Genomic DNA, 13,389 nt, shown 5'->3' with positions numbered 1-13,389 from the left:
CCATAATACTACCATATCCTTATCACTCTGTAAAGTGATTTTTTATCATTTACCACAAAAAACGGTGGTTTGTTTTCAATTGGTAGTTTTCGGAGGAATTTCATGAAACAATACCCATTACAAGAACATATTACAAATCGTATTCGATATCTTCGCCAAGAAAAAAAGCTAAGTCAAGAACAACTCAGCGAAAAAGCAGAACTCGGAACCAACTATATCCATAACGTGGAGAAAAAGTCTTCCAATATTAAAGTTGAAACCTTAGAAAAAATAATGGAAGCCTTGTCCGTCACTCCCGATCAATTCTTTAATTTTCAGATTTCCGAAGCCAGTCCAGAAGCTCGTGAAGTCTTTGAAGTGATTACTCAGCTTCCTCAAGAAAAACAAACTAAAGTATTACAAGCTATCCGACTATTACTTGAAACAATCAATGATTGATAAATTCATTATCTTTGTTCCATTGGAAACAAAGATGCCAATAAGCTTCCCATTTTATTGAACGAAAGATAGTAAAAATCCTAGCCGAGACTAGGATTTTTCTTTACGATAATAAATATTCTTCGCAACCACTAAACTATGTGGCTTCTCATATTCCTGATCCAAGTAAGATTGGTAGGTTCCGGGTGCGATAAATCCACGCATACCAAGTATGTCGGTTCCAGCCTGTCCAATCACAGAATCAGCCAGAAGAACGCAATTAGTAGATAGGACGAAATAGGTTTTAAATTTAGACTTTCTAAATTTGAATAATTCCGCATGTATTGCCTCTTTCAATCGATAGGCATACATTTCAATCGGCTGTCCATCTGCCGTTTTCGATACTTTTTCAGGACTTGGATTCCAAGGAAGGAGTAGATTATCAATTTCAGCCAATCGAGTTTCTATTGCCTCTTCTTGCTCTGGACTTAAGCTCAACTGGTAACCCAACATGGTCATTCCTTCTTGATTGCAGAAGTCAACATAGGCTTGGCGCTCTGCTTTGAACAAGACTCCATCACCAATCGCACCACCCAAACGCTCAGACAGGACATCGTATGAACCATAACCATAAACCTGTCCTTTGTAACTCAAATCAACATGTCCAACAGCTCCAAAACCCTCTTCACCTACATGCACAAATATTTCTAAAATAGGTGTTTTTGTAATATTTTTTTGACTATTGTAAACTGATTGAGCCGTCTGATCCTTATTGTCAGCTAAATAATTATTGACTTTTTCTAGGGTCATCCGTGGTACGAGGGCTGCAAGGAACAAGGGGAAGGTTAGGCGGACATGTCGCTTTAGACTCTGTTGCTCGATTGCTTCTTCAAACAGGAAGCCATCACGTAAATTGGTGAGTCCATACAAGATCAGATAACCTCCGATAACAATGGTTTGAACAACCAGCTGTGTGCCTGACACAAATAGGGAAGCTGAACCTAGTAAGGATAACCAAATTCCATCTATTAAATAGCGAATCCGTGGCTGTACCCCATCTTTTCGATATAGGTAAAAAGTGATGAAATTGATAAGAGCTGTAAAAAGTTGGTAAATCCCAACAAAAATAGCCGCGAAATAGAGGGGAATTTGAACAGCTAAATCGAGACTGGCTAGAATCCCGAAAAGAACAGCTTTCCCAACTAGCGCAATGACACTTTCACTCGATTTCTTCTTTCTGAAAAATGTCATGCTCAATTCATATAAAGCTAAAAAGAATAGACCTGCATGAATGAACCGAAGAATTAAACCCGGAAATTGCCAGCCAGCAATTAAAAATCCAAGTCCAACAAGAACTAAAATAAGACCTTCACCAACTAACTTTCTGCCAGTTAGTCCTAATTCACTTATTTTTTTCATGAAATGATTATAGCATATTTCTAGACTTATATTTGCAAAAAAATCCTAGATACACTAGGATTTTTTTGCTTTATAGCTGTGTTTCTCATATTTCAAATTAGTTATCTATACAGACCGTCCTCGCTTTCGTGTTTTCTGGCTTGGGTTAGAGGCTGGGCAAAAAGTCCAAAGCCACTTCTTAGAGTTCGTGTCAACATCTCAGCGCAGTGGTTGATTGGCGGATTTGTTCGTGTTTTACACTCCAAATCCAACCTAATCAACTGTGCGGGGGTGGGAAGACGAACTCTTTTTAGACCACTTGAGTTCTTATACGAAAACTCAAAAGAATGCAAAAACTCCCTCCCTATGATATAATCAAAGCGAAAAAAATTTTTATGTTAGGCTACTAGCTCGTCCCTAGTAGTCTTTTTCTGTGCTAAAAATTCAGGATACGTTATCTGCTCTTTTAAGAGGATATAAGCTATTTTTAATAATTGATGTGCGAGTGCAATTGTTGCTTTTTGTGAACCACGCCGACTTTGAATCTGATAAAATCGGTCTGCTAGAGGACTTCCTTTTTGTTTTTTGACAGCGAAAGCGGCTTGGCATAAACATTTCTTCAAATAAGAATTTCCGTGTCGAATCTTAGTACTTCGTTTTTTACCAGCACTCTCATTATTACCTGGACAAAGTCCAGCCCAAGAAGCTAAATGTCCAGCAGTGGGAAACTGACTCATGTCAACACCAACCTCAGAAATAATAACAGAAGCTGTAATGACATCAATGCCTGGGATGGAATCCAATATTTCTACATGGTTTTCATATTGTGATAGATAGACATTCATTCGCTCTTCCAACAACTCAATCTGCTTCTGATAAAAATCATAAATCTCTAAGGACTGCTTTAACATGAAGCGGTGATGGTCAGAAAAATAGCCATCCAAGGCTTCCAGAAGCTGCGGCACTTTCTTCTTCAAGCTGGTGTAAACTGATTGATGGACAATACGAGGTGTAATAGGCGTCCCATCAACCAGTAGCTGAAGGAGATTGCGACCAGATAGCCCCATAATATCTTCGATATAGGTTGTTAGCTTGATGCCACCTGACTGAAGAATTTTATGGATACGGTTGGTTTCTCGATTGCGACTTTCCACATAATGTTTTCGTTGTCTGGTCAACTCCCTCAATTCTTGAATGGTTTCATCGGGAACGAAACTCCGAGGAAGCAGACCAATCCGTGTTAATTTGGCTATCCAGTGAGCATCCTTCTTGTCGGTTTTCTGACCTGGAATAGCCTTCATGTGGGCTGGTTGAGCGAGTATCAACTTGAAGTCATCACATAGAGCATGCCAGACAGGTCGCCAATAAACACCTGTGCTTTCCATACCAACAGCTTCCACATGAAATTGACTGAGAAAATCGTGGCAAGCACGTAGGCCTTTAGTCGTTGTATCAAACGTAGCCATCTCACGCTTTGGACGAGTTGAGGTGAGTGGTCCGTGTAGGATACAGACAACAATATTGGCTTGATGGACATCAATACCTGCACAAGATTGATAGAGAACATCCATGATAATTCCCTCCTTCTAAAAATTAGAGAGCTTATCTACCGAATTTTAGTCGTATTTTTATACTCATGCCTATCGCATATTTTGGGGTGCTCGTCAGTAGAGTGGGTTAGTTTTTCCCGCGATGACTAACATCATTAACTCGTCAACCACAAAGCCCTCACTAAGATTATACACCTAGTGAGGGCTTTATGTTCGTTTTCATTATTCTGTGGGTGAGGGCGGAGCCATCATGGATGTCTTTCCCACTCCCTAATCAACCGACTTCAAGGCTTCCAGCATGTCCACTTTTCTCAGATGGTGGTTGACATAGATGCCAAGGGCTGCCAGAATTCCGATAATAGCCACTACTGGAATGATATACACTTCCAGTCCGACAGTGGGATTAAATCGAATGCTATCAGACCCAATCATTTCAAGGAGCAACCTGTGCAGATATATCCCACCTACTAGTCCGACCACAATTCCGATTATAGACAAGACAATGGTTTCCCGATAGATATACATGGTCACCTCCCGATTATGGAAGCCTAAGACTTTTATAGTAGACAGTTCTCGAATCCGCTCAGACATATTGATAATTGTAAGGTTGTAAAGAATAACCAAGCCAAGCAAGATTGACAGAAGGACCAGAATGGTCATAATAGTCTGAAGTGAACCTGCAATGGTAGTGAGCATAGCCATAAGCGAGGTATTTTGCACCAGACTTTTGACTGCTGGCATGGCTAAAAGCTGGCTAGCCAGTTTCTGAACATGACCTGTCTTATCATTTTTCAGTTGCACCAGATAGGCATTGGCTGTCTTTTGCTTGCCGGTCACTTGCTCGTAGTAACCTCTAGTCATATAGATGAAGTGCCCGGCATACATATCCGCCACAGCTGCGACCCTGACTTGCACTTCCTTATCTTCCAGAGTAAGTCCTATTTTATCCCCGACACTGACACCGTAGATTTGGGCTAGTTTTTCCGTGAGGACAATGCCCCTGCCACTCAGCTGGATAGCTTTGCCAGAAGAATTTTCAAGACTGACTAGATTTCCCAAGTCCTGACGGTCTGAAATATACAGTCCAATGGAAATATTTTTTCTCTGGCCACTAGTTTCCACTGTTTGACTGAGCTGTTCAAAAGCCACTGGCAAGGATTGACCAACCTGATCCGACTGGAGAAAGGCTGTTAATTTGTCTAAGTCCTCCTCATCTGCTCTGCTATTTTCCACCACCAACAGATCATAATGAATGAGTTCCCCAAACTGCCGTTGGACTACTCCTGAAATGGAGGAGCGAATGCCTAAGCCGCCGAAAAGGAGGGCGACCGTGCCTGCCACACCGAAGATGGTCATGAGCATGCGGAGCTTGTAACGAAAGATATTGCGGGCAGTCACCTTGTGGGTAAAGCTCAAGCGGGACCAGATAGCTGGCCATTTTTCTAGCCAAATGCTAGAGCCTGCAGCTGGAGGTTTGGGAAGGAGCAACTGAGCAGGTTTCTCGGTCAATTCTCTCTGGGCCACCAAATAGGCAGGCAAAACGGAGGAAATCAAAGAAAGCAATAGGGCTAGGCCTGTCCAAAGTGGATAAAAGTGGAGCTTGGCAGGTCCGATCACCGTCGTCTGCGTGATAATGCTCGAAATGATAGGTGATAGGACAAGATTTCCCGCAAGGATGCCGACAAGAGTACCAACTAGGCCAGCTGCTAGGCCATATAGAAGGAACTTGGCCATGATTTGCCTATTGGTATAGCCAAGGGCCTTGAAAATGCCTGACTGGGTCCGCTCCTCATCGACAAAACGAGCCATGGTTGTAAAGGTGACAAGAGCTGCGACTAGGTAGAGAACTACTGGAAAGACATTGCCTACTGCTGCGATGGACTTGGTCGCATTGCTATAAGTTGTGTAGCCATCACCACCAGGTAGGCTGGATCTGGTGTAAATTTGATAAGGTGATTTTTCTAGCTTGCTCAGGTCGGACTTGGCCTGGGCAATCTCTGTTTGGGCCTGACTAATTTCTTGGTTGGCTTCTGTCTGTTTTTCGGACAATTGGGATTGAGCTTGAGTCAATTCCTTGTCAGCTTCATCCAAGCGGAGTTCTTCTTGACGTAAGGTCAAGTCAGAAGATTCCAGTTGGCTGACACCCCATTCATAATCCGATACTCCCTTATGATAGGCCGCCAATCCTTGCTCATATTGAGCAAAACCAGCTTGGTACTGAGCTAGTCCAGTTTGGTATTCCTGGTTCCAGGTTTGATAATCAGCTAAACTATTTTCATATTCTATAACCTTGGATTGATAGTAGTCATAGTTATTGATATAGGATTGGTGAGCTTGCTCATAGTCAGCTTCAAGTTGGTCTAGACGAGCTTTTTCAGTATCCAAAGCTTCCTGTCTAGCCAGTAAATCTGAATAGTCAGATAAGGTCTGTCCTGCCTGGACCTGACTAGCAATTTGCTGGTTGAGTGCTTCTTGTCCTTGGTACCAATTGGAACGACCGGTTGATATTTCTGAGGCAGATTGACTGAGTTGGGTATTCTGCGTATCTAGTTCTTGTTTTGCGCTCTCCAATTGTTGCACCCTTTGAAGTAGTTCGGTATGACTTCCGTCCAAGAAGGATTTGGTTTGGTCTAGTTTAGCCTTCTGGCTATCCAGTTCTTTTTTGCTTTCTTCTAATTGAAATTTGGTTTGCAACAATTGGGCCAGGATGGTTCGCAATTCCATTTCCGATTGAACTAGTTTGGCCCTGCCACGCGCAAACTCACTGCGACCACTTGCGACTTGTTCCTGACCAGTCGCCAAGTCTTCTGCTGCTTGGTCAAGCTGAGATTGGGCTTGGGCAATGTCTTTTTCTCCTTGGGAAATTTCCGCTTGCCCTTCAGATTGAATACTAGACAAGCGTTGTTCATCGTTGTTTGCTAATAGCTTTTCTAGGTCTTCTTGATGTTGGTCCAGTTCCTCCTGATAGGCCTGGCTATAATAGGGCAGGTCTTTCAAATCATCATAAGCAAGCCGTGCGATTGTGTAGACTTCTGATTGGAAGCTGTCCTTGCTCACCACCCCATAGCCAGCCAGTTGTCCATTTCCACTTGCGGCCAGTCCCATGGTTTCATTGTCCCAAATTTCTGACGAAGCCACAAAACCAACAACTGTAAAGGTAGTTTGGGTCAAAACAGTCCCATCCTTATCTGGCTCAGTCACCTGAAAGGTGTCACCCAATTTGTAACTTGCTTGTAGGGAAGGAGAGAGTGCTATCTGGTCCTTCTTGCTCGGGAGTTTACCTTCTAATAATTTATAGGTAGAAATAAATTTTGGCGCTGAAAATAGCCGAATGGCAGTCTGATGTTTCTTGGCTACTACATCCTTAAAATGGCCGGCCTCTACTGTCGCACCTTTAATGGATGCCAATTCGTCCAGGTCAGTCTGGCTGATTCCCAGACCTGAAATGACAGCCAAATCCATTGTCCTATGGTCAGCGATATAGCTTTGGGCAGTTTTTTCCATATTTGGAGCTGTTACTTTCAAACCTGTCAATGCTAGTGCTCCTAGCATCATCAGGCTAAAAATGGATAAAAAACGTCCCTTGGAAGAAAGCAAAGATTGCCTCATATCCTTCCAGTAGATTTTCTTTTTCATAGTTTCACCCACTAATATTCTAGACTAGCTATATCCTGCGGATTTGCATTCAGCTCAACAGAATGCACACGGGCATCCCGCATCCGAATGACCCTGTCTGCAATAGGTGCCAGAGAGCTATTGTGGGTGACAATAATCACGGTCGCCCCCTGCTTGCGGGACATATCTTGCAGGATTTGCAAGACTTGCTTACCTGTTTGATAATCCAGGGCGCCAGTTGGTTCATCGCAAAGCAAAATTTTAGGCTTTTTGGCAACGGCACGGGCAATGGCAACCCGTTGCTGCTCTCCACCTGAAAGCTGAGCAGGGAAATTATTGATTCGGTGACCGAGTCCGACCTGTTCCAGGACTTCCTCGGCATCCAAGGCATCCTTGACGATTTCTGCAGCTAATTCCACATTTTCCTTGGCAGTCAGATTGGCAACCAAGTTATAAAATTGAAATACAAAACCTACATCATCTCTACGATAATTGGTCAGTTCATGACTTGACAGCTTGGCGATATCCACACCGTCAATCCAAACCTCCCCCTCGTCATTGCTATCCATGCCACCTAAGATATTGAGCAGAGTAGATTTGCCCGCTCCAGATGAACCAAGAATGATGACCAGCTCCCCCTGTTCAATCTCAAAGGACACACCGTCATTGGCCACAATGGTCGCATCCCCCATTTGGTAGTATTTCGACGAATTCTTTACTTGGATGTAGGACATGGCACACCTCGCTTTTTCTCTTCCTAACAACTGTATTCTTACTACTTATTATAGCACAAAAGAGGGTTTTCACCCTCTCCTTCATCTTTTATACTTGGGCAATAGCAGAGCCGCCATAGAGTTTGAGTTCTTCTCTGATCGTTTCGTAGTAATATCGGTCAAATGCCCGCCAAGCCTGCCTGCTGGTTTCACTCAATCGCAAATCGCCCAGTCCAACCAAAAAACTAGTCGAACGATAAAATTTCTCAATCGCAATCAGTTCTGTATTGGTGACCGACTTGGCCTCCGACAATATGCGTGTCATCTCTGTCAGATTATGTTGCAATCGCTGTTCATCAGCTGTTCCTCGTTTATCTGCTTGGAAGGCCCGATTCAAGTCTTGAATGAGGGCCAAAACGTCTTGAATAATCTGTGTCTTTTCCATAAAAGACCCTCCTTTTTTTGATGAATTTAGTATATCAAATTAGACAAAGATATTCAAGTTATTTATTTTTTCATAATATTGATGACCCCAGGATCAAATCCATCAGAAGTTCTCGTTACAATCCGTTTTACAGGAAAAATTACCATTGCGATTACGAGAAACAGACACACGAATTGAATTATCCGTTTCATACATACCTCCTTTTTGATATAACTAATTTTTCAATATATTTCCTTACCCATTGTTACTAAAAAATTCTTCAATGACAAATATAACTTTTTATTTCCTTGTAACTTGTATAAAACTAGTGCCTGCTCATACAGATCTAAAACTTCATCTTCTCTCAATAAGCCTTTGCTGATATTCCCCAACAAACATAGTAAATCTGGCAATAAAAAACTACTATTATAAGCATTCAATTGGTTAATCAGTTCTGTCACTTCATCTAAAGCTAAGTTCGTCTGTTTTCGTTTTAGAAGAAATCTAGCATAATTGTAACCAATCTTTATATAGGCTTGAAAGTCAGAATTGATTGATAAATCAAGCTTATTCACCTCTGATTTTACATTGCTGATTAACTCCATATATTTGTCATCTTCACCAACTTCACCTAGAAAACTGGCGTAGCTGTTCAAAAAATCTAAATAAAAATAGTAATGAGGAGCGATAATGGCACTTAGTCTATCAAACTCTTTTGTCGCAAAATCCCTTTCATTGTATAAGTAAAATCGAACCAAGATAAAAATATAATCTAAATAAGCCTTATCTTCCTCATTCAATAAGTGCCTGCTTTCCACCTCTTTCACATACAATTGCTCTACAATTTCATAATTTCTGAGAAGCAATTGTTGGGAGAAAATAGTTCGTATTTTCCCTATACTATGTCTACTTTCTTGAACAAATTCCTCAAAAAAATAATTCATGGTCACACCCAGCCTATTAGACAATAGGAAAAGAATTTCCGATGAGGGAGAAAGGTTTGTATTTTCAATTCTACTAATCAAACTCTGCTCACAAATATCCTTGGCTAAGGCACTCTGAGTCAGTCCAAGTTCTTTTCTTCGTTGCTTAAAACGACTACCACTTATACTATTCATAACATACTCCAAATTTATTTAATAATATTATACACTATTTCAAAATGAATTTATTCATTTTTATATTAAAATTTTCATTTTATATTGACTGCATTCAAAAATATTAATATAATAGTATACATAAAAGAGGTTTTCTACAAAAGAATGGAGAATATAACATAAAAAATATTGTTTTGCGTTCAGCCTTGCTACTATCTATCATTAGCCCAATAGTAACAACTACAACTCTATCTGTAAATGCTGAAACCTCGCTAAGAGTGCAGCACTCCCTCGTTCCTATTACATTAACAGAAAATTTTTTGTAGTTAGTAATCTAACTCAAACCAAATACTACGAAGAGTTTCGAAATGGTGTAAAGTACTCTGGTTATTTACGCTTAACCGATTATCAAAAAACTAGTGACGGTTATTACTTAGCCTACTATGCAGGAACTATCTCTAGATAAAAATTAATTCCTGTCTCTACAATCTCTTCTCTTTTGGAGGTATCTATGTTTCAAATTGAAGGTAAGCTATTTTTCCGTAGCAAGAAAAACTTAGTCGCTATCTTGGTCTTGTTGATGACGATTCTAGCTAGTTCCCTTCTAGCAGGCTACCACAATCGCCAGGCCAAGTTAAAGGTCATCCAGAACCATGAACAGACCATCCAAAATTTTGAAAATATCATACAAGATTTAGAAACACAGTATCAGACTCAAACTCTCAGTGAAGAGGATTACCAGGCTGAAAAAACATTCTTTACAAACTATATCGCCAACTTCCAAAAGGAGATTGAGGCGGTCAAGAAGGAGGACTGGACCTATTTTTATGAGAAAAATATCCAGCACTATCAGCAGGATGGCCAATACATCAGCCTTTCCTACCAAAGCTATGATTTTACCCCACAAACCATCGAAAATACCTTCTTGATGTCCAAGTATCTGTTAGAAAAGGAGATACCCTCTGCCTTTCCAACTGAGCTTTACCTGACAGCCTTTGAGAATCCCAAAACACCAACAGATAGAGAAATCGTCAAGAGCCTGGGGCAGCAGGCCTTAAAAGGAACCAGTCATGAAATCTGGCAGGGTCAAAAACAGCTAGGCCTGGTCATCACTCTTCCTCTCTTTCTCTTAACTTTCACCAATTTTTTCATCAAAGACCAGCAGGGAACTAGCCGGCAGATTCGCCTTTTACAGACCCTAGGGCTGACTAGAATCCGAATTACAACCAATAAATACCTAGCCTTCCTAACACTCTATACTGCCCTCTTTCTAACCCTCTATCTGAGCCATTTGCTCATCGCTTTTTTACTAAATGGCAATAGTAGCTGGATTTATCCCGTCACCACCTATATTAGTAAGAGAATTGATTCCAGCCTGATCCAAACAGCTATCAAACCTATTTACCAGGTCATCTTGCTAGCCTGTGGCATGCACTATCTCTACCTTCTATTTTTGCTGGGAGTGGCACAGACCTTGGCTAGAGTCTTAAAAAATGGACTGGCTGGACTGGTTGTCACACTAGGCATAGCTATCAGTGCCAACTTCTATCCCCATATCTTCAATCCATTCAGCCTTTGGAATGCAGGCAATCTGGCAGACGGAAGCGCTATCATCTACCATCAATTAACTGGCTACAGCATTCCAAAAGTCTTTACGGTTCTTCTCATCAGTAACCTGCTCATCTATTGCCTGCAATTCTATCTCCTGACAAGAAAAAGTGAGGTCTAACCATGCGATTATCTATTCACAATTTGTGCAAATCCTACGGGAAAAAGAACATACTAGACCAGCTAAACCTAGAACTAATGGAGCCTGGAATCTGGGCCTTGATTGGACCAAATGGAGCTGGAAAGACCACCCTCCTAGACTGTATTGCTAACCTGCAAACCTTTGATTCGGGAGAGATTTCAATAAATGGCAAAAAGCACGATAATCCAACTATCTATCGAACCTTTGCCTACCTGCAGGACAACCGTGTCCTCTACCCTGAATTAACAGGGCTGGAGCATTTGCGATTGGTCCAAACTATCCAAGATTTACCAAAAGAGCGGATTGAGGAAGTCATTGAAGAAATCGGCATCCGTGATTATGTGAAGATCCCTGTCAAAAATTATTCCCTGGGAATGAAGCAACATCTCCTGCTGGCTATCGGTATTATGAACAAGCCCCAGGTTATGCTCTTGGATGAACCCTTGAACGGCTTGGACCCGACCAGCTACATCCAGACCCGAAAATTGCTCCAGAAGCTAGCCAAGAATGGGTCAACCATTATCGTGTCTTCCCACCAATTAAACGAAGTGGACCAGCTAACCGACCAACTGCTCTTTCTCAAACAAGGAAAAATCATCGAGCGAAAACTGGAACAGGTTGGGCGACAATATGCCGTTCAGACTAGTGACAATCAGACAGTTTATCAGAAACTTAGACCAGTAAATGGATTGACTTTGGTCAATGATAGCATTCAGGTAGATACCAGTGTTCATAGTCTGCATTTCTACCTAGACCAAGTCATGACGTGTCAGGTGGAAATTCTGGATATTACACTTCAGGAACACCAGTCCGAAGAGATTTATAAAGAACTATTTGAATAGGGAGGCCTGACCATGAAGCTACTGTCCCTTTTCATACTACGACTGAGACGCAATGCTATTTTTCTATCCCTGATAACCGCTATCGCCCTTATCCCACTTGCCCTGTCCTATCGGAATGTCCTAGAGTCCGAAAACCTGCGATTTGAGGATCGAGCCCGTATCATACAAGTCAAAAAAGAAGCTGAAATGGCCTTGTACTCTGACGATAAGGAAGCCCAAGCCTTAGACCAGGAAAGCATGGATTATTATAAAAAACTATTGGAACTGGCGACCGCCTACTTAGAAAAGGAACATATCCAAGGAAAAAGTCAGGAGGTATTGGAAACAGAGTTAGAACTCTACCAGACCTTGCAGAACTGGGAGGCAAAGGGAAATAGAGTCAATCATTTTACGAGCAGCGAACTGGCAGAACGTATCACAGTCTATAAAAAAGTGCTAGAGCAAACCCTTACTTTTCACTACTCTACTGCTCCCAAGGATGTTTATCTGAACTTGTTACAAGTTCTTCCAGCTAGTATCTATATGATACCTCTCGTCATCTGCTGTCTCTTAGCTTGGCTCCTCATGACTGACCTTTCCAAACATCGTGGTCTCCTCTTTATCAACGGACTAACTCCTAGCCAGTATGCCACTAGCTTGACCTTACTTGCTCTTCTCCTCCAAGTTGCTATCTATGCTCTCATCCTGTTCATGCTACTTCTATTGGCACATCAGTTCCAATTTACCTTCCAAGAAGATTATCCTCTACTAGTCGGCACAAATCCTCAGTCTACCATAACAGTAGGGAAGCAGTTGCAGAAACTCTTGCTGGAAATGGCTGGTGTGACAGGTTTCTATCTGACCTTTATTCGATTAGCAACTGCTAAAGTCCTACAAACATACAAACGAAAATAAGCCACCTCAAAAATGGTGGTTTTTTGCTGGCAAAAAAAACGATGCCTATTCAGACATCGTCATATTCTTTTATTTAACAGCCTCCAAAGCCGCATCATAGTCTGGATGTTCGTTGACGTTGTCCAGATATTCTACATAGGTGATTTCATTGTCGGCATTGAGGACAAAGACCGCACGCGCCAGCAAATTCCACTCCCGCATGAGCACACCGTAGGATTTACCAAAGGCATGGTCATAGTAATCAGATAGGGTGATGGCATCTTCCAAACCTACGGCGCCACACCAGCGTTTCTGGGCAAAGGGCAGGTCAGCTGATACAGTGATGACAACCGTATTGTCACGGTCAGCTAACTCCTGATTAAAGCGACGAGTTTGGGTATCGCAAATCCCTGTGTCAATAGAAGGCACAACACTGATGACCTTAGTCTGCTTGCCAAAGTCTTTCAGGCTTTTCAAGCTCAGGTCATTGGCCATGAGGACAAAGTCAGGAGCCGTATCTCCCACTCGTAACTGCGGACCTACCAAGGTCACCGGTTTTCCAATAAAGGTTGTCATATATATCGGCTCTATAATTTCTGTAGTGGGTAAATCCACCATGGAAATTATGGAGCCTTTTTGAGTATAGAAAAAAAGTCCCATATGACCTATAATGAAAAGTGCTCAAACTATCATTTTAGAAAGACTCATAT

At 41.7% G+C, this 13,389-nt stretch carries 11 protein-coding genes; 4 read left to right on the top strand and 7 right to left on the bottom strand.

Annotated features, from left to right (window positions below; all coding sequences use genetic code 11):
* Positions 1 to 102: 102 nt before the first annotated feature.
* Positions 103 to 438 (top strand): helix-turn-helix domain-containing protein, encoded by a 336-nt coding sequence (locus NF418_RS06010; protein ID WP_172083138.1) that lies wholly within the window; start codon positions 103 to 105, stop codon positions 436 to 438.
* A gap of 90 nt (positions 439 to 528) precedes the next feature.
* Here the strand turns inward: NF418_RS06010 and NF418_RS06005 are convergent, their stop codons facing one another.
* The 6 genes from NF418_RS06005 to NF418_RS05980 all read right to left on the bottom strand — a co-directional run bounded on the left by NF418_RS06005 (position 529) and on the right by NF418_RS05980 (position 9,235).
* Positions 529 to 1,836, bottom strand: a complete 1,308-nt coding sequence (locus NF418_RS06005; protein ID WP_256778838.1) for a hypothetical protein — start codon at positions 1,834 to 1,836, stop codon at positions 529 to 531.
* Positions 1,837 to 2,213: 377 nt separating this feature from the next.
* Positions 2,214 to 3,386 carry an IS110 family transposase gene (locus NF418_RS06000; protein WP_256778837.1) on the bottom strand — a complete coding sequence of 391 codons (1,173 nt, stop codon included), beginning with the start codon at positions 3,384 to 3,386 and terminating at the stop codon, positions 2,214 to 2,216.
* A 249-nt stretch (positions 3,387 to 3,635) separates the two neighbouring features.
* Entirely contained in the window at positions 3,636 to 7,001 is a 3,366-nt protein-coding gene (locus tag NF418_RS05995; protein ID WP_256778836.1) for an FtsX-like permease family protein, read from the bottom strand.
* Between the two features lie 11 nt (positions 7,002 to 7,012).
* Positions 7,013 to 7,714, bottom strand: coding sequence for an ABC transporter ATP-binding protein (locus NF418_RS05990; RefSeq protein ID WP_172028152.1), 702 nt, complete (start codon positions 7,712 to 7,714; stop codon positions 7,013 to 7,015).
* Positions 7,715 to 7,802: 88 nt separating this feature from the next.
* Positions 7,803 to 8,138 (bottom strand): helicase BlpT, encoded by a 336-nt coding sequence (locus tag NF418_RS05985; protein WP_256778835.1) that lies wholly within the window; start codon positions 8,136 to 8,138, stop codon positions 7,803 to 7,805.
* 221 nt (positions 8,139 to 8,359) lie between these two features.
* Positions 8,360 to 9,235 (bottom strand): helix-turn-helix domain-containing protein, encoded by an 876-nt coding sequence (locus NF418_RS05980; RefSeq protein WP_256778834.1) that lies wholly within the window; start codon positions 9,233 to 9,235, stop codon positions 8,360 to 8,362.
* A 490-nt stretch (positions 9,236 to 9,725) separates the two neighbouring features.
* On the opposite strand from NF418_RS05980, the gene NF418_RS05975 reads away from it, so the two are divergent.
* The 3 genes from NF418_RS05975 to NF418_RS05965 are packed head-to-tail and all read left to right on the top strand — an operon-like array spanning position 9,726 to position 12,700.
* Positions 9,726 to 10,943 (top strand): hypothetical protein, encoded by a 1,218-nt coding sequence (locus tag NF418_RS05975; protein ID WP_256778833.1) that lies wholly within the window; start codon positions 9,726 to 9,728, stop codon positions 10,941 to 10,943.
* 2 nt (positions 10,944 to 10,945) lie between these two features.
* Positions 10,946 to 11,806, top strand: a complete 861-nt coding sequence (locus NF418_RS05970) for an ABC transporter ATP-binding protein (protein WP_256778832.1) — start codon at positions 10,946 to 10,948, stop codon at positions 11,804 to 11,806.
* Between the two features lie 12 nt (positions 11,807 to 11,818).
* Positions 11,819 to 12,700, top strand: coding sequence for a hypothetical protein (locus NF418_RS05965; protein WP_256778831.1), 882 nt, complete (start codon positions 11,819 to 11,821; stop codon positions 12,698 to 12,700).
* 69 nt (positions 12,701 to 12,769) lie between these two features.
* Here the strand turns inward: NF418_RS05965 and tpx are convergent, their stop codons facing one another.
* A complete protein-coding gene (gene tpx / locus NF418_RS05960; protein ID WP_256778830.1) occupies positions 12,770 to 13,255 on the bottom strand; it encodes a thiol peroxidase in 486 nt (161 codons plus the stop codon).
* Positions 13,256 to 13,389: the final 134 nt, after the last annotated feature.

The organism is Streptococcus suis, assembly GCF_024509555.1.
GTDB lineage: Bacteria > Bacillota > Bacilli > Lactobacillales > Streptococcaceae > Streptococcus > Streptococcus suis_AD.
This window is presented reverse-complemented; position numbering and strand designations above follow the sequence as displayed.